The 26245-nt window shown below is 70.3% G+C and carries 20 protein-coding genes and 1 riboswitch; of the genes, 5 read left to right on the top strand and 15 right to left on the bottom strand.

Going from position 1 to position 26245, the window contains the following annotated elements; genetic code table 11:
- Positions 1 to 5: 5 nt before the first annotated feature.
- The 14 genes from FV560_RS13260 to rplU all read right to left on the bottom strand — a co-directional run bounded on the left by FV560_RS13260 (position 6) and on the right by rplU (position 15016).
- Entirely contained in the window at positions 6 to 1256 is a 1251-nt protein-coding gene (locus FV560_RS13260) for a hypothetical protein (RefSeq protein ID WP_159622027.1), read from the bottom strand.
- Positions 1253 to 1891, bottom strand: a complete 639-nt coding sequence (gene nadD, locus FV560_RS13255; RefSeq protein WP_159622026.1) for a nicotinate-nucleotide adenylyltransferase — start codon at positions 1889 to 1891, stop codon at positions 1253 to 1255. Before nadD ends, FV560_RS13260 begins: the two co-directional genes overlap by 4 nt.
- 36 nt (positions 1892 to 1927) lie before the next feature.
- The gene (locus FV560_RS20150) at positions 1928 to 2089 is read right to left on the bottom strand and encodes a hypothetical protein (RefSeq protein ID WP_193495839.1); all 162 of its coding nucleotides are present in this window, start codon (positions 2087 to 2089) and stop codon (positions 1928 to 1930) included.
- A 69-nt stretch (positions 2090 to 2158) separates the two neighbouring features.
- On the bottom strand, positions 2159 to 3457 hold the full coding sequence (locus FV560_RS13250) for a glutamate-5-semialdehyde dehydrogenase (RefSeq protein ID WP_159622025.1): 1299 nt from the start codon (positions 3455 to 3457) through the stop codon (positions 2159 to 2161).
- A 183-nt stretch (positions 3458 to 3640) separates the two neighbouring features.
- Positions 3641 to 4879 (bottom strand): MFS transporter, encoded by a 1239-nt coding sequence (locus FV560_RS13245; RefSeq protein WP_159622024.1) that lies wholly within the window; start codon positions 4877 to 4879, stop codon positions 3641 to 3643.
- 253 nt (positions 4880 to 5132) lie between these two features.
- On the bottom strand, positions 5133 to 6122 hold the full coding sequence (locus FV560_RS13240) for an LLM class oxidoreductase (protein WP_159622023.1): 990 nt from the start codon (positions 6120 to 6122) through the stop codon (positions 5133 to 5135).
- Between the two features lie 268 nt (positions 6123 to 6390).
- A riboswitch (SAM riboswitch) is annotated at positions 6391 to 6517 on the bottom strand.
- Positions 6518 to 6593: 76 nt separating this feature from the next.
- The gene (locus FV560_RS13235; protein ID WP_159622022.1) at positions 6594 to 8930 is read right to left on the bottom strand and encodes a CHAT domain-containing protein; all 2337 of its coding nucleotides are present in this window, start codon (positions 8928 to 8930) and stop codon (positions 6594 to 6596) included.
- A 4-nt stretch (positions 8931 to 8934) separates the two neighbouring features.
- Positions 8935 to 10500, bottom strand: coding sequence for a S8 family peptidase (locus FV560_RS13230; RefSeq protein WP_159622021.1), 1566 nt, complete (start codon positions 10498 to 10500; stop codon positions 8935 to 8937).
- Position 10501: 1 nt separating this feature from the next.
- Positions 10502 to 10906: a hypothetical protein gene (locus tag FV560_RS13225; protein ID WP_159622020.1), complete on the bottom strand. Its 405-nt coding sequence runs from the start codon at positions 10904 to 10906 to the stop codon at positions 10502 to 10504.
- A 49-nt stretch (positions 10907 to 10955) separates the two neighbouring features.
- Complete coding sequence (locus FV560_RS13220; protein WP_159622019.1) at positions 10956 to 11528, bottom strand: RNA polymerase sigma factor; 573 nt, start codon at positions 11526 to 11528, stop codon at positions 10956 to 10958.
- Between the two features lie 72 nt (positions 11529 to 11600).
- Complete coding sequence (gene proB / locus FV560_RS13215) at positions 11601 to 12743, bottom strand: glutamate 5-kinase (RefSeq protein WP_235020118.1); 1143 nt, start codon at positions 12741 to 12743, stop codon at positions 11601 to 11603.
- Entirely contained in the window at positions 12740 to 14284 is a 1545-nt protein-coding gene (obgE, locus tag FV560_RS13210) for a GTPase ObgE (protein WP_159622018.1), read from the bottom strand. Before obgE ends, proB begins: the two co-directional genes overlap by 4 nt.
- Before the next feature lie 99 nt (positions 14285 to 14383).
- Entirely contained in the window at positions 14384 to 14641 is a 258-nt protein-coding gene (gene rpmA, locus FV560_RS13205; protein ID WP_159622017.1) for a 50S ribosomal protein L27, read from the bottom strand.
- A gap of 54 nt (positions 14642 to 14695) precedes the next feature.
- On the bottom strand, positions 14696 to 15016 hold the full coding sequence (rplU, locus tag FV560_RS13200) for a 50S ribosomal protein L21 (RefSeq protein WP_159622016.1): 321 nt from the start codon (positions 15014 to 15016) through the stop codon (positions 14696 to 14698).
- Between the two features lie 365 nt (positions 15017 to 15381).
- On the opposite strand from rplU, the gene FV560_RS13195 reads away from it, so the two are divergent.
- A complete protein-coding gene (locus tag FV560_RS13195) occupies positions 15382 to 16119 on the top strand; it encodes a Type 1 glutamine amidotransferase-like domain-containing protein (protein ID WP_159622015.1) in 738 nt (245 codons plus the stop codon).
- 106 nt (positions 16120 to 16225) lie between these two features.
- Positions 16226 to 18268 (top strand): hypothetical protein, encoded by a 2043-nt coding sequence (locus FV560_RS13190; protein WP_159622014.1) that lies wholly within the window; start codon positions 16226 to 16228, stop codon positions 18266 to 18268.
- A 14-nt stretch (positions 18269 to 18282) separates the two neighbouring features.
- Here the strand turns inward: FV560_RS13190 and FV560_RS13185 are convergent, their stop codons facing one another.
- The gene (locus FV560_RS13185; protein ID WP_235020117.1) at positions 18283 to 21570 is read right to left on the bottom strand and encodes an Rne/Rng family ribonuclease; all 3288 of its coding nucleotides are present in this window, start codon (positions 21568 to 21570) and stop codon (positions 18283 to 18285) included.
- A 410-nt stretch (positions 21571 to 21980) separates the two neighbouring features.
- Here FV560_RS13185 and FV560_RS13180 point away from each other — a divergent pair, with 410 nt between their 5' ends.
- From FV560_RS13180 to cydD, 3 genes are read left to right on the top strand one after another with little or no spacing between them, the layout of a single operon-like run.
- Positions 21981 to 23486 (top strand): cytochrome ubiquinol oxidase subunit I, encoded by a 1506-nt coding sequence (locus FV560_RS13180; protein ID WP_159622124.1) that lies wholly within the window; start codon positions 21981 to 21983, stop codon positions 23484 to 23486.
- A gap of 11 nt (positions 23487 to 23497) precedes the next feature.
- Positions 23498 to 24538, top strand: coding sequence for a cytochrome d ubiquinol oxidase subunit II (gene cydB, locus FV560_RS13175; RefSeq protein WP_159622013.1), 1041 nt, complete (start codon positions 23498 to 23500; stop codon positions 24536 to 24538).
- A complete protein-coding gene (cydD, locus tag FV560_RS13170) occupies positions 24535 to 26193 on the top strand; it encodes a thiol reductant ABC exporter subunit CydD (protein ID WP_159622012.1) in 1659 nt (552 codons plus the stop codon). Before cydB ends, cydD begins: the two co-directional genes overlap by 4 nt.
- The last annotated feature ends 52 nt before the right edge of the window (positions 26194 to 26245 follow it).

The following is a 26245-nucleotide window of genomic DNA, read 5'->3' as shown; positions in this document are numbered from 1 at the left end:
TGAGTCTAAGCAGTGTCGGTGAGCCACGCGGTCGCAGCCGCGAGCGCGTCACCGTCGAACAGGTCGCCGGTCGCCATCCGCCACACCAGCAGGCCCAGGACGGCTACGGCGAGCAGGAGCACGAGGATGTACAACGCCAACAACCAGCGGGGCGTGTGGTGATGTTCGTCCTCGTCCTGATCCTCGGCCTCGCTGATCACGTCCTCACGTTCGGCTTCCAGCCGCAACACGGGGTTCTCCCCCGTGTCGGTGCCGGCGAGGCTGGGCCAGCGGGGTCGCATGTCGAACTGGTCGTCAGCCTCCTCCTCGACGGCGGCGCTCACCTCCGGCACGTCCGGCTCACCTCGCGAGGGGGCGCCGCTAGCCTGCGCGGGTACGGCGTCGGATTCCGTGGGCGCGTCAGAAGTGGCGGGGTTGGGTTCGTCAGACGCGGCGGGGTCACTGGGTTCGTCCAGAGCGGGGACCTGCGCCGGAGTCTGGCCACTCTCTTGGTCGGGCTCCGCTGGCGTCTCCGGTGCGGAGTTGATGTCACGCACCGCGCGCTGGATGCCGGTCAGCTCACCGGTGGCGTCGACCGTCCGGATTCCCCAGGCCGTGGCGGGCGGGCGGATCACCGGCCGGCGACCGGTGCTGGTCCGACTCTGCTCGGGCTCCACCGCGGTGCCTGCATCGGCGGCGCCGGTACCCGCGGCGTCGATCTCCCCGGTGCCCGTATCCTCGGTACCCGCATCCCCCGCTGCCGCGGCATCGGCGGCCGCGCGCTGCTGGCGCAGCGACCGCCGCGAGACGCGACGGGGCGTCTGGTTCGAGGCATGCGTCTCCGGCTGAGCGGGCGCTGCCGGTTCGACCGGATTCTCAGGCTCAGGCTCAGGCTCAGGCTCAGGCTCAGGCTCAGGCTCAGGCTCAGGCGAGGCTACTGTCCCGGTCGGCAGAGCGTCCCCCGCGGGCGCGCCAGCGCTCGCATCCTCCGCCTCAGCGCCAGCGGGAGGCGACCCGTCCACGTCGGTGGGCTGCGCCGTCGGGATCTGACCATCGGGCACCAGCGCATGCTGACCGGAGGTGATGGTAGGGACCTCGCCGGTGGGCTCGTACCCGTCCTCGGTGACGCGGATGGCGCCGCTCGCGAGAGCCTCCTCCAACGCTCGGCGCTCGCGCCGGCTCATCGGCTGCTCAGCGGCTCGGGCGGCCGCACGTGCACGCTCCGCCTCGCGACGCCGCCGACGCTCTCCCAGGCCCCCGGTCGGAGTCTCGCTCACGAGACCACCTCCGCAGGGTGTTGAAAGGTTGCAGGGTCGACGTAGAGCCCATGCTTGGCGATGTACTGCACCACGCCGTCCGGCACCAGGTACCAGACGGCCTTACCCGCCTGTACCCGCTTGCGGCAGTCGGTGGAGGAGATCGCCATCGCGGGAATCTCCTGCAGCGAGTACTCCCCCGGCGGTAGATCCTCGGTGTCGAAGTGGTGGCCCGGGCGGGTCACGCCCACGAAGTGCGCGAGATCCCAGAGGGCGTCGGAGTCCTTCCAGGAGAGGATCTGACCGAGCGCATCGGCACCGGTGATGAAGAAGAGCTCGGCATCCGGATACACGGCGTGCAGATCCCGCAGCGTGTCGATCGTATACGTGGTGCCGGGGCGGTCGATGTCCACGCGGGAGACGGAGAACAAGGGGTTGGAGGCCGTCGCGATCACTGCCATCAGGTATCGGTGCTCGGCAGTTGTGACCGCGCGGTCGAGCTTGAACGGCTGCGCCCCGGTGGGCACGAACACCACCTCGTCCAGGTCAAACTCGTCGGCCACCTCACTGGCAGCGACGAGGTGGCCGTGGTGGATGGGATCGAAGGTGCCGCCCATGATTCCCACCCGCGACGGTGTGCGGGTCGCGGCGATCATCGCCACAGCCGATCAACGATGCGGACCCTGCCCATCTCAGCGGGGACGGTTGCGGGTTCCCAGGCTCCGGAACGCAAGAGTCACCAGGAGCAGGAACAGCAGGATGCCACCGGCAACCAGACCGAACCCGATCGGCTGCAGGCCCTCGGCAGCGTGCTCGGTCTGTTCGGCAGCGATGATCAGCAGCGAGCTGCGCATCTACGTTCTCCTTCGTCTGCGTGTCACGACCCTGCCCCTAGTCTGTCATGCCTCCGGGCCACTCAGGCCTCATGGCCGCACGTGTCCCTCGCCCTGCACGATCCACGTGGTCGTCGTCAGCTCGGCCAAACCCATCGGGCCCCGGGCGTGCAACTTCTGGGTCGAGATCCCGATCTCGGCACCGAGGCCCAGCTGGCCACCGTCGGTGAACCGGGTGGAGGCGTTGACCAGCAGCGCCGCCGAATCCAATTCACTGGTGAATCGGCGCACGGCCGCGACGTCGTTGCTGAGGATGGCTTCGGTGTGCCCGGAGGACCAGGTGCGGATGTGTTCGAGCGCGGCGTCCAGGTCCGGCACCACCCGTACCGCGATGTCCATGCTCAGGTACTCGGTCGCCCAGTCCTCGTCCGTGGCAGGAACGACGTCCGCAGACGAGGGAGCGTGAGTGGCTGAGGTCTCATCGGTGTGCAGGCGTACCCCTGCCTGGGCCAGCGCCGCGAGCGCCGCGGGGAGGAAGGTCTCAGCGGCGTCGGCGTGCACGAGCAGCGTCTCGACGGCGTTGCACACCCCGACCCGCTGGGTCTTGGCGTTGAGCAGGATCTGGATGGCCTGGTCCACCTCGGCAGTGGCGTCCACGTAGATGTGGCAGTTGCCCACGCCGGTCTCGATCACCGGCACCTGGGATTCGGCCACCACGGTCTGGATGAGGCCGGCGCCGCCGCGCGGGATGAGCACGTCCACCAGTCCGCGGGCACGCATCAGGGCCCGCGCACCAGGGCGGCCGTAGGCATCGACGGACTGGATGAGCTCACGTGGCAACCCGACCCGTTCAAGTGCTTCTCCCAGCACAGCCACGATGGTCTCGTTGCTGCTCGCGGCCGCTGAGCCACCGCGCAGGAGCACCGCGTTGCCGCTCTTGAGGGCTAGTCCTGCGGCGTCCACCGTCACATTCGGCCGGGCCTCGTAGATCATCCCGACAACGCCCATCGGCACCCGTACCTGGCGCACAGTCAACCCATTCGGCAGGGTCTGACCACGCACGACCTCCCCCACCGGGTCAGGGAGTGCAGCCAGCTCGCGGAGTGCGTCAGCGATCCCGGCGATGCGCTCATCGGTGAGCCGGAGCCGGTCCACCAGTCCCGCATTCATCCCGGCGGCACTCTCGCGCTCCACGTCGACCACGTTGGCGGCCAGGATGCGATCGGCGTCAGCGACCAGTGCGTCGGCGAGGGCGTACAGCGCCTCGTTCTTGGCGGCGGTGGTGGCACTGCGCAGTGCGCGGGAGGCGATCTTCGCCGCCTGCGCCAGTTCCCGGACCCCGGTGCTCGCCTGCTCGTCGGTGACCTGTGCTGCGGTGTCCACGCTCATCACTCCAGGATACGGGTGCCCAGATGTTCTCCGGTGCCCACCCGCTGACCGGATTGACGCAGCTACGACGCGCCCAGATGCGTCCTCTCGCCCGCCCGCTGACCGGACTGACTCGGATACGGCATGGTGAGGCACCATTCCTCCCCGCGTGACGCACCCGTGTCGGTCCGGTCAGTCGAATCCTCAGACGGCCTGCTCAGGTACGGTCCTGGGTGCCGCCTGGGCCCGGCGCAGCGCCCGGGCCCCGAACAGCGAGATCAGGGCAGCCAGGCCGGCGCCGACGATCGTGACAGCGAACGCCGGGGTGTATCCGCCCCAGTCCGCGAGGCGACCGGCGGCGCTGGATCCGATGGCATACCCGAGGCCGGTGGCCGCAGCCAGCAGCGTCATCGCGGCCCCGAGCCGGCTCGGCGGGCTGATGCGCTCGGCGAGGGTGAAGGTGGTGATCATCGAGGGCGCGACGGCCAACCCGAGAACGATCAGCACCGGAACCAGCGTGCCCAAGGAGTTGACCAGGAGCAGGGGCAGGCTCAGCAGTGCCAGCGCCACGGTGAACAGTCGCAGCCGGTTCTCGTACCGGAACGCCTCCGGCACCGCGACGACGGCCAACCCGGCCGTGACCGACCCGATGCCGAGCAGCGCGTGCAGCAGACCGGTCAGGCCCGGTTCACCGGCCTCGGTGGCCAGCACCGACGCACCCGCCTGCACCGAGCCGAAGATCATCCCGATCGTCAGCTGGGCGAAGATCAACACGAACAGCACCGCAGGCATGGCCACCGCTGCCACTGTCCGATCGCGCTTGGGCACCACCGTGGCGGTGGGATGCAACGCGAACCACAGGCCGAACACGCCCAGCAGTACGCCGGCGGCGATCAGCGCGGCCGAAGGGTTGAGCACGGCGGCCACCACCCCGACCAGGGCCGGGCCGAGGACGAAGCTCGCCTCGTCGGCGGCGCCCTCGTAGGAGAAGGCCGCATCGACGAGCCGCTGCTCAGCACCGCCGGATCGGCGGGCGATCGGGCGCCACCGTACTCGCGCCATCGTGCCCACCTGGGGCAGGAACGCCCCGCTGGCACCGGCGATGAGCACGAGCGGCCACCACGCCTCACCCGGGGTGTAGGCAGCGGCGGCCAGCACCAGCCACAGGAGCCCGGCCGCACCCACCACCGATTGCACGAGCAGCACCCGTCGCTGCCCCACCCGATCGGTGAGCGCGCCCGCGAATGGGGACGCGACGGCGTTGACGACCGCGGTCGCACCTGCGGCAGCGCCACCGGCACCGTAGGAGCCGGTGACCGCCGAGACCAACAGCAGCGCCCCGATCTGGGACATCGCCAGCGGCAGCCGTGCCAGGAAGGCGACAGCCACGTAGAGGGCGCCGGTGAGGGAGAACAGGTTCCGGTAGGAACTCAGCGGGGACATTCAGGGCTCCTGGGTGCGACGAGGCGCGCACCACCCCACCGCTGGTGCGCAGAAGCCCTGATCGCAGCACTGAGTTTACATCGCCGAAACCCGGCCTCGCCAGGTCTGGTGACCGAGACGACACCGCCACCTCGGTCAGCAAAATCACACGTCGATCTGGTCGTTGAGTCGGCTGGACTCAACGACCAGATCGACGTTGAACTTCTGGCAGGGGCGCCAGATCGACGAGTGATTTCTGGGTGCTGACCCCGGGTCAGGCCGTGGCGCGCACGCGGGTCGGCGCGGCAACCCGCTGACGACGCCCGGCCGCCGGTGCGGTCTGCACGGTCGCGGTGCGCGGCTTGCGCAGGCCGCGAGCCTCCAACTGCGGGACGACCTCGTTCACCAGAGCCACCACATCGGTGGGCACCGAGGCGGGGATCACGGTGAATCCGTCCGCCGCACCAGCGTGCACCCACTCGGCCCACAGGTCGGTGAGATCACTCGCGGTGCCGATCGAACGCAGTGGCACCTCTCGCGGCTGCTCCTCCAACGACGTCAGCAGGTCCCAGCGCGCACGGGCGCTGGGAGCATCGGCTGAGATCAGCGCGCGCACGTCCACGAGCACCTGCACATCGTCGGCGTCGCGCCCCCACTCCACGGCAGCCTCGCGGATGGCCGCACGAGCCGCACGCGCCTCCTCGAGTGTGCCGACGCTGAGCCGGGCGACATCGGCGCGGGCGGCAGCAAGCTCGCCATCCACCGAGGTCCGCACCGGGACGACCACCTGCGGACGGGACGTACCCGCGGAGGTGCGCGGCGCCGTCGGCCATCCGTTGATGACCGACTCCACGGCGCGCAGGCTCCGTGCTCCGGACTCGGCCACCTCCAACTGCCAGCCGGCACGGCCGGCGGAGGCGCGGTGCACGCTCGCGACCGCCCCGGCCACATGCTCGGGACGGTGGCTGCCCAGCGGCACGGTCGCCACGAGCGTGGCACCGGTGGTGTGCCGGGAGAGGCGGGAGGCAGCCACGGCCCCGTCGAGCCAGTCGTCACGACGGCGCACGCCGGCGTGGTGGAAGGTCTCGTCCAGTGTGAGCAGGTCCACGCCGCCCTTGTCTGCGAGCGAGGCGAGGCCGGCCAGGCGGCCCATGATGAAGGACTCGGCGTCGGAGTCCTCGGCGCGACGCCACTCCCGGGGGGCGCCGGCGCCGGAAAGATCGAGGGAGATCAGGGACGTGCGAAGTGCGGCCGAAGCAGGCATGAGAAGTTCCTTGTTCTGCGAGAGCGGGGAGCTCGATCGCGCCGGGTGCACGCCGGCGTTGTCACGCCACCGGCAGGTGTGCAGCCGCGAACCGAGGGTGGTACCGAAGGGGCGGATCGCCCGAGGGACCGGTCGAGAGTTCGGCTCAGGCCGACATGGAACAGCAACACATCATGCAGGTGGCGAATCGCAGTGCAGGCCGTTGGGGCACTGTGGTCCGGTCCTGAATCATCTGATGCTGTTCCTTCTCTCGGTCACCGCGCTCGCGGTGTTGCGCTTGCCCTGCACCAGTTGGCCAGGGCCAGGTCGTCACCCGGGGCACCCCACCGCAAGTGGAGGGTTGCCGGTCAGCTGGCCGGGGCCGTGTTGTTTCCAACGTGCTGACACTCAAGACCTTGGTCATGACTGTAGAGGCCGATTGGATGACGTGTCAACCAAATCGGATCGTGGCGGTGTCGTCGGAGCCTTGTCTCAGCCCGCGCCGTAGCACTGCACGGCACAGTCGAGCGCCTCGCCGCCGAAGGCGTTCGCAACCGCCTCGGCCGGAGTGCTGCCGCGGGCGAGCAAGGCATGCAACTGCCCGAACCGGTCCAGGGCGGCCGTCTCGGCGATGTCGGCCGGCGCCGCCACCACCGACCGGGCGCCCGCGTGCAGCCACGCCCGCGCCATCCCGAGCGAGCCACCAGCGGCCCCGCACGCGGAGAGGATCACCACCGGCGGCACCTGGCCGAAGAGCTCGACGTCGTGCCCGAACAGGTCCCCGTCCGCCAGTTGCAGGGACGCGAACAGCGGGTGCGCCTCCCGGTCCTGCCCGTGGGCGCTCACGTGCAGCAGATCCACGTTCGCGGCGAGAGTCTGGGCGTCGTGGCAACGCTCCCCCACGGTGACCGTGTGCCATCCCTGGCGGACCAGGTCCGCCTCGGCGCTCCCGGTGCGGGTACCGGGCCCGACGACGACCCCGACACTGCGGATCGGCCCGGCAGGGGTCTGGCGCAGCCACGCGCTCGCCGAGGTCGGCACAGTCACCGGGACGCCCACCGTGCTCGGCAGCTGCCCCCAGGGCATCCGGGCCATCACTGCCGGTGCGGTGATCGTCAGCGAGCCTGCCCCCTGGAGCGCCGGTGCGAGTATCTGGTCCAAGCCCTCGATCCGCTCCTGGAGTGCGGCCCGCACCACCGGTGCGGCGAGCTGTGCCGCCATCGTCAGGTCCGCGCTGAGGCCCCCGAGGAGCTGATCCATCTCGCCCCAGGCACCCAGGTCGAGGATGTCCTCGCGGTCGCCCAGGGTGAGGGCGATCAGCCGGCCCTCGATCTCCATCAGCGTGACATAGCGTCCGGCCCGTACTCTTGCCGACCGCTCGCGCACAGCCTGCACCGTCACCGGGGCGTCGGCGGGCAGCTCCGCTGCAGCCAGCCAGCGGCCCTGACGGATCTGCGTCACCAACTGCAAACGCTCGGCCGGGTCGCCGTCAGGGCCGAGGCGGCGTAGATCGGCCAGGAGGTCCGCCAGCTCCTCAGGGGGCCGGGTGGCGGGGACCCGGGCAACGAGCTCGCGGGCTCGTTCGGACCAGGTGAGCAGGTGCTGCGCGTCGCCACTGAGCAGCGCTGCCTGCTGACCGAGCCGGATCACCCGCGCGCCCAACCGCCTGCTCACCGACTGCAGCTCCAGGCTGCCGATACCGCGCTGCCACCGGTCGAGCTCGTCGATCGCGGCCGATGCCGCGCTCAGAGCCGCATCCGTGTCGCCTGCCCGCAGCGCCACCTCCGCCGCGACCTCACCGGCGAGCAGCCGAACGGTCAGCGGCTCCTCCTCCCCCGGGAGACGGGGCGAGGTCCCGCGCAGGCCGGCGGCGCGCATCCGCAGTGCAGCTGCGGTGTGCCGCCTCCCCGCCTGCTCCAGCCGGTCAGCGAGCCTCTCCAGGCTGTGCGCACTCGGTGGCCTCGTGCCGCGGCCGCGAACCAGCAGCACCACCGCGCGCGCCTCGTCTGCATCGACGGCGTTACCGTGCTGACGATTGCGGCGCACAGCACGCTCGGCGGCTTCCAGAGCCTCGTCGTCACGGAGTTGGCGGGCCAGGTGCAGATCGACATCTGCCTGCAGCCGCCAGAGCCCGCTGCCACGCAGGCGCGCGGCCACGTCGCGCAGCAGCGCCACTGCTTCACCACGGAGCCCGGCGGCGTCCAGTGCTTCGGACCGGTCGATGTCAATCGCGGTCGTCACCGAGAGACCGAGCTCAGCCAGGTCGCGACGAGCACGATCCATCCAGCGCAGTGCCTCCACCAACTCCCCGCGCAGCAGGTAGAGGTAGCCGAGGTTGTGCGCACACTTGGCCGCCGAAACCGGGTTGGGGCCGCGCGCACCCTCGTCGAAGTCATGCCGAGCGGCCTCATAGTCGGCGACGGTCAAATGCGCCGTGCCCCGGTTGAGGAGCATGCGGCACCGCTCCTCACCCGTCAAAACCTCGAGGGCGGTGCCGAACAGCTCGATGGCCGCAGCGATCTCTCCACGGACGAAGCGGATCGTCCCGAGCTGGCCCGCGAGGAGTGCATGGGCCAATGTTCCACGATCGGCGCGATCGAGAGCGGCCTCGCACCGCGCCAGCCCCTCTTCGGCCCGCCCTTGTTCGGCCTCAACGAAGGCGAGCGTGCCCTCGATGCGGCAGATGTCCTCGATGTCGGTGGCGCAGCGGCGGGCCCGGTGCAGCAGAGCCTCCGCACCGGGCAGATCGCCGGCGTTGGCCACGCGCCGGGCCTCCAGATGAAGCGCGGCGGCATCATCGGGCACGCCACCGGCGAGCGGCTCTGTCACCGTGTCATCGACCGTCCATCACCGATCGCAGAGCGAGTTGGGCAGCCCGGAGCCGGTCCGGCACGTCCTTCGCCGGGGGAATCCTTGGTTCCAGCACCTGCGCCACTCGTGCGGCGAGCAGTGGCGCGGCGAAGGACGTGCCGCTCCAGACGGCGAAGCCGCCGCGGAAGTCGTCCAGGTCGAGGGTCTCGCTCCCCGGCCCGGTCTCCACGCTGGGCTGACGTCCGGAATCCAGCCGTGGACTGGTGCTCACCAGCGCTGCACCATCCTCCCAGCAGGTGATCCAGGTTCCTTGGTTGCTGAAGGCCGCAATGGTCCCGTTCGGGTTCCGCGCGCCCACGGAGATCAGTGGCGCCACCGACGGGTCCGGGGAGAGGGTGAACGCGGCGGGGAAGTGCGGCCGCGTGGTGGCGGCGTTGCCGGCCGAGGCGACCACGGTGGTGCCGTCCGCCCGCAACTGGTGCAGCACCCCATACAGCGCCGTGCTGTAGGCGACATCCTCTGGGCGCTCGTGAGTGTAGCTGAGGGACAGGTTGAGCACGTCGATCGGCCCGCTCGTGCGCTGGTATTCGGCGAGCTGCGCCAACACCCCGATGAGCTCGAGCTCGGTGACGATCCCGTCACCGTCGCAGACCCGCACGGCGAGCAGGTCCGCGTCCGGGGCCACCTGGCGCACCAGTCCGGCGATGAATGTTCCATGACCGACGGCACGGCCGGCGAGACCGGTGATCGTGGGGCCTGGATCCGGATCGCGCTCTGGGTCCGGTGAACCGTGCCGGCCGATGGGCCCCCCGTTCAGCTGCGGTACCGAGACGACGTCGTCGAGCCACTCATGGTCACCACAGCCGGTGTCCAGCACCGCGACCGTGACCCGGCGGGAGGCCTCAGGGCGGCGGGCCGGGGGCGTGACCGGCACACTCACCGGCTGCCGTCCCCCGAGTCCGGGCCGCGCGTAGCCCGCCGCGGGGTTGGTCTCAATGAGAGGATTCGTCTCGATCAGCGGGTTCGTCTCAATCAAGGGATTGGTCTCGATCAGCGGGTTCGTCTCGATCAACGGGCTCAGACTGAGCAGGTGATCGAGCCCCAGGGCAGCAGGCTTTTCCCGCCGCTCCTGCACGGCCCGCAGCACCAGGGCCGCATCGGGTCCGTCCACTGGGGCACCCGGACGCCGCACCAGCCGCAGCCCGATCACTCCGACCGGGATCGGCTCCCCCTTCGGCCCCGCGTACTGCTTGCCTGCGAAGACGCGCTTCCACAGCGCTCGCAGCGCGTCCAGGGCGCCGTCCCGATCGCCGCCGGCGTATGCCTTCCGGAAGGTCTCGACCGCGCCTGTCACCCCTGCTTCGGCGCTCACCTCCTCCGGCACGAACAGCACCGGATCGCCGATCTCAAGCTGCCACTGTCGCTCGGCCAGGACCTCCTCCAGGACCCACAGGTCCTCCTCCACCCCGGGCACCAGCGGGCAGAGCAACGAGTCGGCGAGGTAGGTCGTGCCGAACCACCCGGAGTCCAGGTCGGGCCCGCAGGCGCGCACACGCGCCCAGAGCGCTCGTGGTTTCCAGTCGGTCATCTCATACCTCGAATCCTGGAGTCAGGTACGCACCTTCGTCGGAACGTAGTCGTAGTCGTACCGGGCCGGAGGGCACCTTGTCGAACTCGAACCGGCCCGCGGCGCTCACCCGCGCCGTCCGGGACCATTCCTCGTTCACGAGCGCCACCTCGCGGATACCCTCGGCCCAGCCGTCCACCCGGCGGGAGCCGTCGTCGTCCTGCCCCAACCGCACCACGAGCGTGAGGCTGTCGGAGGTGAACTCCAGCACCTGGGCTGCCTCGCCGCGCACGTCGGCCAGCTGCGCCGGCTGCAGCGTGAGTAGCTCAGCATCGAGGTCCTCGGCAGCGACTGCTGCGATGAGGGCATCCACCAGTCCCTCCGGCACCGGGTCTGCGCGTTCCCACATCTCCTTCAGGGCCCGCATCGTCTCATCCTCGGCCGGCCACCTCACCGGCGTCCGTCCCTCGCCACCCTCACGCATGGTCAACCCCCTCTGCTGCCAGCAATGTCCGTAGTCGTGCCAGGCACCGTGCCCGGGTGGGCCCGATGCTCCCGACCGGCATGTCCAGCTCACCGGCCAGATTCCGGTAGTTCGGCCGGTCCAGGAAGGCCGCCACCCGCAGCAGCCGCTGGCACCGCTGCGAGAGCTGGGAGACCGACCGCCACAGCAACCGGTCCAGCCATCGGGTCGTGGCTTCCTGCTCCGCGGAATGACCTTCACCGGTCTCGGGCAGTTCCTCCATGAGCTCGGTCCGTGCACCGGCCTTGACCACGCGCCAGGCCTCTCGCCGCGCCGTGGTCACCAACCAGCTTCCGACGGCCTCGGGCTCGCGGACTGCATCGGGCCGGCGCACCAGTGCGAGCCAGGTGGTCTGCACGACGTCGGAGGCAGTCTCGGCGTCGAGCCGCTGGGCTCGTACCACTTGCCAGAGCACGGGGGTCAGGCAGCGGACAAGCTCGTCCATCGCCGTGGGTGAGCCCGCCCGCCATCGGCGGTAGTGCTCAGCGGCGGTGGCCCACACCGTCTGCTGCGCTGTTCGATCCATGATGGGAGTACTCTTCACGCTTGTTCAGGTGCGCACAACCGCTGGCGTGATACATCCGCTTCGCAGAAAGTCTCAGCGCGGCCGCACCTGGACGAGATCATCGCGGTGCACCACGGCGCGCACCGAGGCGTCGCCGTGCGATCGCGCGAGCTCCTCCGAGCGCCGCCCCATCCGGTCCGGCAGTTCCTCGGCCGAGTAGCCCACCAGCCCACGTGCCACGACCACGCCCTCGGGGCCGGCGACCTCGATCGGGTCACCTGCCTCGAAGCTGCCCTCGACTCCGACCACTCCGGCAGCGAGCAGCGACTTCTTCCCGGTGGTGATCGCCCGGACCGCTCCGGCATCGATGACCACCCGTCCGCGGGTGCGGGCAGCGTGGGCGAGCCATAGGCGGCGGGTCTGGATTCGCCGCCCGGTGGGCGCGAACCAGGTTCCGACGTCCTCACCAGCGAGTGCGGCGGCGGCCCTGGCGGCAGAGGTGAGCACCACCGGAACACCCGACCCGGTGGCGATCGTGGCCGCCTCGACCTTGGTGACCATCCCGCCGGTCCCCACAACACTTCCGGGCGCGGAGATCTCCACCCCGGCCAGGTCCGCTCGGCTCTCGACCCGGGCGATGCGCCGTGATCCGGGGCGGGTGGGCGGACCGTCGTAGAGGGCGTCGACGTCGCTGAGCAGCAGCAACGCGTCGGCGTGGGTCAGATGTGCCACCAGCGCGGCCACCCGGTCGTTGTCGCCGAACCGGATCTCATGGGTGGCCACGGTGTCGTTCTCGTTCACGATGGGCACCACGCCGAGATCGAGCAGGCGGTTGAGCGCGCGCTGAGCGTTGCGGTAGTGCCCCTGACGCACGACGTCCTCGACGGTGAGCAGCACCTGCCCGACGTGGCGCCCGTGTGCGGCGAAAGCTCGCGTGTAGTGGGCCATCAGCAGTCCCTGGCCCACACTCGCCGCGGCCTGCGCCGTGGCCAGATCCTTCGGCCGGCCGGTCAGCCCCAGAACGGTCAGTGCCGAGGCGATGGCGCCCGAGGAGACCAGGGTGACCTGTCCGCCGTCGGCGATCCGCGCGGCGAGCACATCCACCAGGGCGGTCAGGCGCCCCACATCGAGGCGCCCCTCGTCGTCGGTCAACGACGACGACCCCACCTTGACCACGATGCGTGCCGCACGTACCGGGTCGGCAAAGGCGGAACGGTCCACGACGGCGGGGCTCACCTGCGCCCTCCGTCATCCTCCTCGTCGGGCTCCTCCCAGAGCACGGGTGCGGAGTCCTCGCCTTCGGCCCACAACTCGTCCCGCGCAGCGGCCTTGGCGTCCATCTTGTTGTGGAACGCCTCCCGCTTCTCCGCCCGGGTGGGCCGGTGGTGCTCCTCGAGGCGCAGGTCGCTGCCGCGCGGGCCGGCGAGCAGCTCGGCACCGACGGCCATGGTCGGCTCCCAGTCGAAGACGACGCCGTCAGGTCCGTCCCCGATCACGACCTCGTCGCCCGCCTGAGCGCCGGCCCGGAAGAGTTCTTCCTCCACCCCGAGCCGGGCGAGACGGTCTGCGAGGTAGCCGACGGCCTCGTCGTTGGCGAAGTCGGTCTGGCGCACCCATCGCTCGGGCTTGTCCCCGCGCACGAGGTAGTACACGTGATCGCTCTGACGGCGCGTCACGGTGAAGCCGGCGTCGTCCACGGCGCGCGGCCGCAGCACGGTGGGCGTGGGTTCGGGCTGAGGCGCCGCCGCACGGGCAGCCGTGACCAGCTCGGCCAGGGCGAAGGTGAGCGGGCGCAAACCCTCATGGGACGCCGTCGAGATCTCCATCACCTGTAGCCCGCGCTGCTCCAGATCGGGGCGGACCATCTCGGCGAGGTCGCGGGCTTCGGGAACGTCGATCTTGTTGAGCACCACCAGCCGGGGCCGCTCGGCGAGCGGCACATGCCCGTCGCCGACGTCGAGGTCAGCCTGGTAGGCCGCGAGTTCAGCCTCGATCACGTCGAGGTCGCTGATCGGATCCCGGCCGGGTTCGAGAGTGGCGCAGTCGAGTACGTGCACGATCACCGCGCAGCGTTCGATGTGGCGCAGGAACTGCAGCCCCAGGCCCTTGCCTTCGCTCGCGCCCGGGATCAGCCCCGGCACATCGGCCACGGTGAAGCGTTGCGATCCGGCCTGGACCACACCGAGGTTGGGGACCAGGGTGGTGAAGGGGTACTCGGCGATCTTCGGGCGGGCGGCCGAGATCGCGGCGATCAACGAGGACTTGCCGGCGCTGGGGTACCCCACCAGGGCGACATCGGCGACTGTCTTGAGCTCGAGGACGAGGTCGCGTTCACGCCCCGGCTCACCCAGCAGGGCGAAGCCCGGTGCCTTCCGCTTGGGTGAAGCGAGCGCGGCGTTACCCAGCCCGCCGCGGCCACCCTCGGCGGCAATGAAACGCGTGCCGGCACCCACGAGATCGGCGAGCACCTGGCCATCGGTGGTCTTGACGACGGTGCCGTCGGGAACCGGGAGCTCGAGAGCTTGCCCGATCTTGCCCGTGCGCATGTCCCCCATGCCCTGCGTACCGTTCTCGGCACGCCGGTGCGGGAGGTGGTGGTAGTCGAGCAGGGTGGTGACCTGCGGGTCGACCACGAGCACGACGTCGCCCCCGGAGCCACCGTTGGCTCCGTCCGGGCCGCCGAGCGGCTTGAACTTCTCTCGCCGGACGGAGGCACAGCCGTGCCCGCCGTCACCGCCGCGCACGTGCAGCACGACCCGGTCGATGAAGCTCGCCATGGTCTTCCCCTTCAGTGCCGACGACGCCGGTGCGCCGTCATGAAAAGACGGCGGGGGCACAGCGACTCAGCCGCTGCGCCCCCGCCGTCGAGATCGTGCTCAGACCTCAGCCGCGACCACGTCGACGACCTTGCGGCCACGGCGCTGCCCGAACTGGACGGCGCCCGGCTGCAGCGCGAAGAGCGTGTCATCGCCGCCGCGGCCCACGTTCTGGCCCGGGTGGAAGTGCGTGCCACGCTGACGGACGATGATCTCGCCGGCCTTGACGTCCTGGCCGCCGAAACGCTTCACACCGAGCCGCTGGGCGTTGGAGTCGCGCCCGTTCCGGGAGGAACTAGCGCCCTTCTTGTGTGCCATGGGTGACCCTTTCTCGTTCGTGTCCCTACCGCTGATCCCTCGCGGGAACGGCGGTTACTTGATTCCGGTGACCTTGAGGCGGGTCAACTTCTGGCGGTGCCCCTGGCGCTTGCGGTACCCGGTCTTGTTCTTGTACTTCAGGATGGTGATCTTCGGGCCCTTGTCGTCCCGGACGATCTCCGCCGTCACCGTCACCTTCTCCAGCGCCTTGGCGTCGGAGGTGACCTTGTCACCGTCGACGAGCAGGACGGGCCGGAGCTCTACGGAGTCGCCAGCGTCCCCGGAGACCCGGTCCACGACGACGATGTCGCCGACAGACACCTTCTCCTGCCGGCCGCCGGCCTTCACGATCGCGTACACCACGTTCTTGCTCATCTCTGTCGTCAGACTGCTGGGGGTGCCCGTGCAAACTCGGCTGCCGTGTCCGTCGTGCATCAACGCATGTGCGCTATGCAACTCACGGCCGGCGCCAGCGTAGGCACGCACGGGAGACGGTGCTCACGCACCGACGCCCTAGATTACGCGACAGCCACCCCGATGGGCAAACCACACGTACGTGACCTGGACCTCTCTCGACGTGCCAGCGGTTCGTCGGCAGAAGACGACGGTCATACCGCCACAACGTGTCCATACGAGCCTACTTGGCAGTATGACCGTCGATTCCATCCCGCCCGCACGAGCGATGCGCCGCCGTAGGCTTCATCCCAGTTCCCGGTATCGACACAGAGCAGGAGTCACGCGTGCCCGCATCCGTGCCCACCATCGTTGCCACCTCCGGCGGCTACCGCCCCGGGCAGCGCAGTCGGCTGGAGTTCAACGCCCTCGTGCACCACGCCGTTGACCGCTCCGGCGTGCACGGGCGTACACCGCGCCTGACCTATCTGGGCACGGCCAGCGGCGATCAGGACTGGCGGATCGCATCGATGCACGAGGCAGGCCGGGTGGCAGGCTTCGACGTCAGCGCCCTGCGGCTGTTCACGATGCCGAACGTGGCCGACATCGAAGCGCACCTGCTCGCACAAGACGTGGTCTGGGTGGACGGCGGGTCGGTCGCCAACCTACTCGCGGTCTGGCGCGTGCACGGCCTCGACGAGATCTTCCGCCGTGTGTGGGAGGCCGGCGTGGTGCTCGCCGGAGTCAGCGCGGGTTCGATCTGTTGGTTCACCGGCGGGACCACCGACTCCTTTGGCCCCGGTCTGCGGCCGGTCACCACCGGCCTGGGCCTGTTGCCCTACGCCAACGGTGTGCACTACGACAGCGAGTCCCGCCGTCGGCCGCTCGTGCACGAACTGGTGGGGAGCGGGGTCCTGGGCGAGACACACTGCACCGACGACGGCGTGGGCCTGGTCTACGAGGGCATCGACCTGGCCGAGGTGGTCGCCGAACGTCGCGACGTGGCCGCCTATCGGGTGGTGCGCGCTGCCGACGGGGTGGCGCAGGAGGAGCGGTGGCAGCCGCGGCTGCTGCCCTCAGCCTGACCGGCCCAGCCCTGACCCGCCCTGACCGCGCGGGAGCCCCGACGGGGTGTTCTCCCCACCCGCAAGGACCGGCACGACCGATGGTGGACGCTACGTTGAGACCACGATGACCGATCTGCCCCGCCCCGCCCGCCCACACACCGCAACGCAGTTGCTCGTGGCCCGTGGTGGCGACCCGTTCGAGCAGGCGCGCACCGGGGTGGCCCGCGCTCGCGCTGCAGTGGCTGAGCTGCTCACCGTGCTGCCCTCCGAGCAGCACGAGCTACGCACGGCCTTCACCTCCCTGGATGCCTCGCTCGACCTGGGCCAGGAACGGCTCAGCGGCTGGCAGCTGTCTGCGCCCGAGCGCACCGCCTTGGCCGGGCCGAGTCTGCCGTCGTGGGGCGAGACGTCACTGACCACGCAGGCCCCGGTCGGGACGCAACCACCGGATGTGCACGGGGCGGTCGAGCCGGTCTACGGGTTCGGCGGTGCGTTGCAGGTCGTGCGCCACGATGTCGGCCAATCAGCCGAGCGACTGCCGCCGAGTCACCACGCACCGGCCGGCGGCCTGCACCGGGTGATGCTGGCCGGGGCCATGGCGGAGACGGCGAACGCGGCTGAGCACCTCGCACACGTGTTCACCGCCGCAGTCTGGGACTTCGAACGGCCGGCGATGCCGCCGGTGCCACCGGCCCTGGGTCGGATCGAACTACGAGCGGGGGCTCGGGCCGCTCCGCAGCGCCGGTGGGCACGGCGAGCGCGCGTGATCTTCACCCCTGGCCGGGTGGAGATCATCCACGACGGCGGAACCCGGGTGATCGGTGAGACCGAGCCGATCGCGATGGTGCTGCACGTGGTGCCGCCGCCGGAACGGGACGTGCTGGCCCCCTACGATCCTGCTGAGCGCTATGCCCGCATCCCGGGGTGGGATGACCTCGGGGTGCTGCACTTCTGCTCCGCCTCCGGGCACAGCCTCGGTGCCATCGCGGTGGCCGACTGGCTGGCGCAGCCGGAGTACGTGATCGCGCAGGAGCGATCCACCGCACCGGCGGGTGGTCCCTTGCGCGGACGGGATCTACTGGTTCGCACCCTCGAGCTCAGCGGCTTCGGCGCCGGGGTGGCGATGCTCGACGTGCCGTTGCGCCGCGGGGTGCTGCACCCGCCCAGCGCCCGGCCACCGGAGGGTGATGACCGCACGCGTTCATCCACCCAGCCCACCGGAACGGCCGTGCGCTTCCCCCAGGCGGCTCCTGGCACCATGGCGTTCAACCCGCCACCGGTCGTGGACCTGATCCGGCCGGCTCCCCATCTGCAGCCTTATCGTGGGCGCGCGGCACGGCCGGCCGCGGCGTTCAAGCGGCGCCTGAAGCGGTACAAGCGGTGGCGCGGGGATACCGGGCCTGCCTCACCGGTGAACTCCATCCTGCGCGGCCCGGCGCCGTGGGCGATCGGGATCGCCGGACTCGGGGGCGCCTATCTGCTGTCCGAGACCTGGTTCGTGCGGTTGTGCGCGCTGTGGGCCGTGCTGGCTGTGGTGGAGCCGTGGGCCTGGGCGTTGCTGGAGCGGCTTCGGGACCGGCGACAGTGGCGACCGGTGGCCGTGTACAGACCCGGCGCCTCGGCCACGGTGACGCGAGCGTTCGCCTCCCGTGCAGCGCTCGTGTTCGATGGCCGTGACGTGGGAGTCCGCGGGCCCGGTGGCCACGAGGCGTGGTACTCGGGTCCGGGTCAGACTGAACCGGGTGTGGTGGCGCTGCACCGGCTGATCGACGACCAGGGCACGTGGGCGGTGGCACTCGCCGGGCGCACCGGGCAGTGGCGAGCTGTGCTGCCGATGGAGTCCTGGGTGCCCGACGGAGATCTGACGGCGCTCGCCGGCTTCGCGCGGGAGGCGGGTCTGATCCTGTCGGACACGCGGGCGGAACGGGTGACGGTCAGCGACGACGTGTTCGCCGACGGCACGCCGTCATCGTCGGCACGCTCGCGGGGCCCCGCTGGGCGGGGGTTGCTGATCCTCGCGTTCTGGGCGGTGCTGATCGCACCACTCACGCTGTGGGGCTGGCGGGTGGCGACGGCGGGACTACTCCTGCTCGCAGTCGCCGCCGCCCTCCCCGTGCTCGTGCGCTGGGTGTGGGAGCGCCGGATGGCACGCCCCGCCCGGCGCTGAGCACAGCGAGCAACCTACTGCGCGGGCTTCTCCTCGACCGAGGGCACGGGCTCCACGAGAGCCTCGGCATGGCTCACGGGCTGCGCCGGCTCGGCTACTGCTTCCGCGTTTGGCGGGTCCACGGCATCCACCTGCGCAGTGCCCGTCCCAGCGTCGTCCCCTTGGGGTGCTGCGGACTCGGCGTCGTCTCCTTTCGGAGCTGCGGACTCTGCACCATCTCCTTTCGGAGCTGCAGACTCGGCATCGTCCCCTTTCGGAACTGCCGACTCGCCGGACTCCGTAGCCTCACCCGACTCCGTGCCGGACGCATCCGAGTCAGACGCATCCGAGTCGGCAGCGACCGGAGCCGAGGGCGTGCCGGCGTTGCTGTCCTCCTCCTGATGCTGCTCGTGCTCATGGGCGTGCGCGGCCGCGGCCGCGATCGTGGCGAGGGTGGCACGCACCTGAGCCTGCTTCTCCGGGTCGATCTCAGGCTCGGGCGAGGCCTTCTCGGAACGGCCCTTACGCCGTCGGGAAGGCCGCGAAGACGACTCGGAGGAGCCGCCACCATTGCCGTTCCCGTTGCCCTTACCACCACCGCCGCCGCCAGAAGACTCCACCGGCTCGGAGTGCACGAGGAAACCGCGTCCGTTGCAGTGCTCACAGGTCTCACTGAACGCCTCGACCAGACCCTGGCCAACACGCTTGCGGGTCATCTGCACCAGACCCAGCGAGGTCACCTCGGCCACCTGGTGGCGGGTCCGGTCCCGGCCCAGGCACTCCACGAGGCGTCGCATCACCAGGTCCCGGTTGGCTTCGAGCACCATGTCGATGAAGTCCACGACGATGATGCCGCCGATGTCGCGCAGCCGCAGCTGGCGCACGATCTCCTCGGCCGCCTCCAGGTTGTTCTTGGTGACGGTCTCCTCCAGCGTGCCGCCGGATCCGGTGAACTTCCCGGTGTTGACGTCGACCACCGTCATCGCCTCGGTCCGGTCGATCACGAGCGACCCACCGGAGGGCAGCCAGACCTTGCGGTCCATACCCTTGGCGAGCTGTTCGTCGATCCGGTACTCGGCGAAGACGTCCTTGGAGGAGGTCCAGTGGCTGAGGCGTTCGCTCAGGTCCGGTGCGACGGTACCGACGTAGTCGGAGATCGTCTTCCACGCCTCGTCGCCGGCGACGACGAGCTGCTTGAAGTCCTCGTTGAAGACGTCCCGGACCACCCGGGTGGAGAGCTCCGGCTCACCCTTGAGGAGCACCGGGGCGCTGATGGACTTACGGCCGACCTTGGTCTGGATGTCGTCCCACTGCTTGGTGAGACGTTCGACGTCGCGGCGCAGCGCCTCCTCACTCGCGCCCTCGGCGGCCGTGCGCACGATGACGCCCTGCCCCTCGGGCACGATCTCCTTGAGGAGCTTCTTCAGCCGCTGGCGCTCGGTGTCGGGCAGCTTGCGGGAGATGCCGGTCATCGAGCCGGACGGCACGAGCACCAGGTACCGGCCCGCGAGGGTGACCTGCGCCGTCAGGCGTGCGCCCTTGTGCCCGATCGGGTCCTTGGTCACCTGAACCAGGACGGAGTCTCCGGAGGAGAGCGCCTGCTCGATACGGCGAGGCTGTCCCTCCAGGCCCGCCGCGTCCCAGTTCACCTCACCGGCGTACAGGACGGCGTTACGCCCCTTGCCGAGGTCGACGAAGGCGGCCTCCATCGACGGAAGCACGTTCTGCACGCGGCCCAGGTAGACGTTGCCGACCATCGAGCTCTGGGTCTTGCGGGCCACGTAGTGCTCGACCAGCACATCGTCCTCAAGCACCGCAATCTGCGTGCGGCCATCACGTTCACGCACCACCATCGAGCGCTCGACCGACTCACGACGCGCGAGGAACTCCGCCTCGGTGATGATCGAACGCCGACGGCCGGAATCCCGGCCCTCCCGGCGGCGCTGACGCTTGGCCTCGAGCCGCGTGGAACCCTTGAGTGCAGTCACCTCGTCCTTGGCCGAGGTTTCCTCTCCGTTGCCGCTACGCGATCCGCGGCTGCGACGGCGCCGACGACGGCGGGACGAACCCGAGCCCTCCTGCTCACCCGCGCCGTCCTCACCCGAGTCCGAGGAGGAGTCGGCGTCGGAGTCCTGGTCCGCCTCGTCGGTGTCCTTGGAGTCCTTGGAGCCGCCCTTGCCCTTCCCGGACTTCTTCTTCGAACCCTTGGACGACTCCCCCGAACCGCTCCTGCCGGAGTCGGATCCCTCGTCGGCGTCGTCCTTCTGGCCGGACTGGTCCTGATCGTCCTGGTCCTGGCCACCCCCGGACTTACGGCGGCCACGGCCCCCGCGGCGCCGACGGCGCTTGCCACCGCCGCCAGTCTGCTCGTCGGAGGACGCCTCGTCCTGCTGCCCGCCCTCGGCGGACTCGCTGTCGGCCGTGTTGTCGCCGGCGCTCTTGTCCGTGTCGTCAGCGTCGCCATCAGGCGCGCTGTGCACCTTCGGAGCTCCCGCATCGCTGGTCGCCTTCCTGCGACGGCGACCGCGGGACGGGTCCGGAGCCTGGAAGAGCAGCGCGGTCGCCGGCAGGCGGGGAGAGTCGTCGTCGGAGGAGGCGGCCTCCTCGGGCTCACTCTCCTCCTCGTCGTCCTGTGCCTCGTGGACGACGGCCTCGTCCTCATCCCTGCCCGTCGTCTCCCGCTCGGGCAGGTCGAGATCGATCTGAGGGTTACTCGCCTGTTCGTCGGCTTCGCCCTCCTCGTCTGCGGTGACACCGAATGCGGCAAAGACGTCCAGCACCGGCTGCGGTGTGCCACCGGTCGAGACCGCACGGCGGCCGCCACTGCGGCGCTTGCGCGCGGGCTTGTCCTCCTCGGCAGGCGACTGTGTGCCCTCGGCTGAGGCTGCGTCGTCGGGAGCACTTGGCTCCTCGACCTTCTTAGCCTCCGCGCCGGCGCTGGGCGACGACACGTCCGCAACGGCAGCGGAACTCTCGCCGGTGGGCGCGGAGTCGCCTGAGCCGCCTGAGTCGCTGTCCGTGACGGTCTGGTCGGCCGAGTCAACCGAGTCAACCGAGCCGGACGTGGTCTTGCGACGAGGCGAGCGCTTCGCCCTGGGCTTGCGCGCCGGCGGGCTCTCCTGCTCGGGTGCGGCCTCGGCGTCGGGCTGTGAAGGAGCCTCTGCGGCGGTGTCGGCGACGTTCTCCGCGGTCTGCGGATCCGTGACGGGGGCGGTCTCGGTGGCGACGTCCGGCGTCATCGCCGGTGCGGTGGCTCGCCGGGACCGGCGCGTACGCGGCTGAGTCTGAGCGGTTTCGGGTGTGTTCTGCTGTTCGTCTGACACGGGTGGGTTCCCTGGCCGCGGGCGCCAGCCATACCCACCTGGTGCCCGGGGCTGCTCGGTGGTGACCTGGTGGCCACCTCGAAAAAAGTCCTGGGTGCTCGAGCCTCGCGATGGTGTTCGCGCTGACCGTCTGCCAGTGGCATCCAACGCCATGGGGGCGTCCTCGGGTGGTCGGTCCTGAGCCGCGCCAGCCGCCAGAGGCGGCGCGTGTCCCATGACCCCAACTACCTGTGCTGATGTCACCGGGCTCCCGGCAGGTATGGAACGAGCCGGTCACCACGCAGAAGTATCGCACACTGCCGCCGTCAAGACCCGTGACGGCACACCCACAGCAGGGACCTTCGTCCCGGATCGCCGGCCACGGCCGCGCCTACCGTGAACGCACCGACACCGAGGAGGACGCAGCGCTCGTGGACACTCTGGACCTGGCGCGGTGGCAGTTCGCCATCGTCACCGTCTACCACTTCATCTTCGTCCCCCTCACGATCGGTCTGGCGCCACTGGTGGCGATCATGCAGACAGTCTGGGTTCGCACCGGCAGTGAGCGGTGGCTGAAGCTGACGAAGTTCTTCGGCAAGCTGCTGCTGATCAATCTGGCGCTGGGTGTGGTCACCGGAATCGTCCAGGAGTTCCAGTTCGGGATGAACTGGAGCGAGTACTCCCGGTTCGTGGGCGACGTCTTCGGCGCACCGCTGGCGATCGAGGGGCTGGCCGCGTTCTTCCTCGAGTCCACCTTCATCGGACTGTGGATCTTCGGCTGGGACCGCCTACCCAAGAAGGTGCACCTGGCGTGCATCTGGATCGTCGCAGCCGGCAGCAATGCCTCTGCGTTCTTCATCCTGGCGGCGAACTCGTGGATGCAGCACCCGGTCGGTGCGATCTACAACGACGTCACCGGTCGCGCCGAGATGACCGACTTCGGGGCCGTCCTCACCAACAACACCCTTCTCGCCGCCTACGCCCACACGATCGCCACCTCCTTCCTCGTGGCGGGGACATTCGTGGCCGGGGTGGCCGGCTGGTGGATCGTGAAGTCGGTACGCGGCGGGGATCACCAGAGTGCCCGTGAGATCTACCGGCCTGCCGCGATCCTCGGGATGGTCACGATCCTGCTCTCCGGAGTCGGGGTGGCAGCCAGCGGTGACTGGCAGGCGAAGCTGATGTACGAGCAGCAGCCGATGAAGATGTCCGCCGCCGAAGCTCTCTGCGAGGGTGAGAGCGGTGCCGCCTTCTCGATCCTGACCATCGGGGACCTGTCGAACTCCTGCGAGGGTGTCCACCACGTACTCACCGTCCCCGGCCTGACCAGCTTCCTCGGCACGGGAGACTTCGACGGCTACCTCCCGGGCGTGCAGGACCTGCAGACCGAGTACGAGGAGGCGTACGGCGAGGGTGTGGACTACCAGCCCAATCTCGCCCTCACCTACTGGTCCTTCCGGTTCATGATCGGCTTCGCCGCCTTCAGCGCCGCCCTGGCCCTCGCCGGGCTGTGGCTGCTGCGCAAGGGGCGTGTCACCGAGAACCCGTGGTTCGCGCGGCTGTGCCTGCTCGCGCTGCCGATGCCCTTCGTGGCTGCCTCCTTCGGCTGGATCTTCACCGAGACGGGGCGCCAACCCTGGGTGGTCGTCCCCAATCCCGATCCCAACGGGGTCGACGCCATCCGGCTGCTGACCGCCGACGGGGTCTCCGAATCAGTGGTGGCCGGGGAAGTGATCGCCTCGATGGCCGCGTTCACCGCGATCTACGGGGTGCTGGCCGTGGTGTGGTTCCGCCTCATGCGCCGCTATGCCGCGGCGGGCGTCGCCGCGACGTCGCCCCCGACCGCCGCAGACGCCGATGGGCCTGATGATTCTGGCGGCAGCGGTGATGCCGACGACACCGGCAGCACAAACACGCCCCTCTCCTTCGCCTACTGAGGACACCTCCGATGGATCTCCCCCAGCTCTGGTTCCTGCTCATCGCCGTGCTCTGGCTCGGCTACCTGGTGCTCGAAGGTTTCGACTTCGGCGTCGGGATGCTGATGCGCCCATTGAGCCGCAACGACACCGACCGCCGGCTCGTCATCAACACCATCGGACCGGTGTGGGACGGGAACGAGGTGTGGGTGCTCGTGGCCGGAGGCGCCATGTTCGCTGCCTTCCCCGAGTGGTACGCCACGATGTTCTCCGGCTTCTACCTCCCCCTGCTGCTCATTCTGATCGCACTGATCGTGCGCGGGGTGGCGTTCGAGTTCCGCGGGAAGATCGATGACCCGGTCTGGCGGGCACGCTGGGACTGGGCGATCACCCTCGGGTCGTGGATCCCGGCCGTCGGCTGGGGGCTCGCGCTGGCGAACCTGGTGCGCGGGGTCGAGCTGACGCCTGACCATCAGATGACGAGCTCCGTGCTGGACCTCCTCTCCCCCTACGCCCTGCTCGGCGCCGCGACCACCGCGACGCTCTTCGCGACCCACGGCGCGATCTTCCTCGCACTCAAGACGGCCGGCCCCATGCGCGAGCGCGCCGGACGCGCCGCCGCCGTGCTGGCCGTGCCGACCACGCTGGTCGCGGGAACGTTCGCGGTCTGGACTCAGCTCAGCCACTCCGCGCACACGTGGACCTGGGCCGCTGTCGGCCTCGCAGCCGCTGGACTGGTCGCCGTGATCGTGACCACCCGGGCACGCCGGGAGGGGTGGGCCTTCGGGGCCAGCGTGCTGGTGATCGCCGCGGCCGTCGCACTGCTGTTCGGTTCGCTCTTCCCGAACGTGATGCCGGCGATCAACGACCCGGCGAACTCCCTGACGATCGCGAACGCCTCGTCCACCTCCTACACGCTGACGATCATGACCTGGGTGGCGGCCTTCCTGACCCCGCTGGTGATCGGCTACCAGGCGTGGACGTACTGGGTGTTCCGCAAGCGCCTCACAGCCGAGGTCATTCCCCCGCACACCGGCCTGCCCGCCCGGGCAGATGATGCGTCCCGTCGATGAAGCCCTTCGACCCTCGGCTGCTGACCCGGGCGCGCGCCGCGCGTGGGTACATGCTGCTGACGGCCGGGCTCACGGTGGCGACCACCGCGTGCGTGCTGGCGACGGCGGTGCTGCTGGCCCGGTCGTTGGCACCGGTGATCGACGGTGACGCCACCTGGGCGGACGTCGCACCGGCAGTAGCGGCCGTGGCGGGCTTGGTCGTGCTGCGGGCGGTGCTGGCCGCGGCCACGGAACGGTTCGCCCACCGTAGCGCCACCCGGGTGATCGCCGAACTGCGCGCCCAGGCGCTCAACCACGCCGCGACGCTCGGACCCCGCTGGCTGGCCCGCCACGGCAGCGAGGTGCGGACCACCCTCACCCGCGGCCTGGACGATCTGGAACCGTACTTCGTGCGGTACCTGCCGCAACTGTTGCTGGCGGCGATCCTCACTCCCGCGGTCCTGATCCTCATGGCGACTCTCGATCTCACCGCGGCGGTGACCGTGGTGGCACTGCTTCCGGTGATTCCGGTGTTCATGTGGCTGATCGGTGTGGTCACCCAAACCTTCGCGCGCCGTCGCCTCGAGGAGTCCGAGCGCCTCGGCGCCCAGCTGCTGGACCTGTTGGCGGGCCTGCCCACGCTGCAGGCGTTCGGGCGGGCACTCGGGCCCGCGGAGCGCGTCCGCTCACTGGCTCAGGCCTCTCGTCGCAGCACCATGGCCACGTTGCGGGTGGCCTTCGCCTCCTCCGCGGTGCTGGAGCTGTTCGCCAGCCTGATCGTCGCGGCCGTCGCCGTCGGGGTGGGGCTGCGGCTCGTGACCGGTTCGGTGAGTCTGGAGGCTGGTCTGGCGGTGCTGATCCTCGCACCGGAGGCGCTGCTGCCGATCCGGCAGGTGGGCGCCCACTTCCACGCCTCGGCCGACGGCATCGCGGCCGCGGAACGGGTACACGCGGTCCTCGACACCGAGCCGCCCCCCGACGGGACCGGCCACGCACCCGAGACTGTCCACGCGATCCGGTGGAACGCCGTCACGGTGGGGGCAGACGATCGCGCCTACGCCGCACCGCGTGACCTGACCGGGCGCGCCGTGGCGGGGCAGGTCACGGGCCTGACCGGCCCGAACGGTGCAGGGAAGTCGACGGCGATGCTCACCCTGGTCGGGGCCCTCACCCCGGACGAGGGCGAGGTTCTCGTGGAGGCTCCCGACGGCGTCACCTCCGTTGCGTCCCTCTCACCTGAGCAGTGGTGGCAGCAGGTGGCGTGGGTGCCGCAGCGACCGGTGATCGAACCGGGAACGGTCGCCGACTACCTGGGAGTGACGCGGCCCGCCGACGATTCGCGGCTGGCCGAAGCGGCGAGCGCCACCGGCTGGTCGGAAGTCATCGCGTCGCTACCGCAGGGGTGGCAGACCCGGATCGGACAGGGCGGCTGGGGCCTCTCCCTCGGGCAGCGTCAGCGGCTGGCGCTCACGCGCGCCCTGCTCGCCCCGGCGCCGGTCCTCGCCCTCGATGAGCCGACGGCGCACCTGGACGGCCTCGCCCAGGAGCACCTGATCGAGGTCCTCCGCCGGGCGGCCACGGCGGGCCGGGTGGTGGTCGTGGTGGCCCACCGGCCGGAGTTGATCGAGGCGTGCGATGCGGTGATCGCGGTGCGGGCCGGGGAGCGTGTCGCGTGAGCGCCGAGACACGTTCCGGCAGTCCGGTCGAGCCGACCCGGCCCGCCGACGT

It is taken from the genome of Ruania rhizosphaerae (assembly GCF_009805705.1).
Classification (GTDB): domain Bacteria; phylum Actinomycetota; class Actinomycetes; order Actinomycetales; family Beutenbergiaceae; genus Ruania; species Ruania rhizosphaerae.
This window is presented reverse-complemented; position numbering and strand designations above follow the sequence as displayed.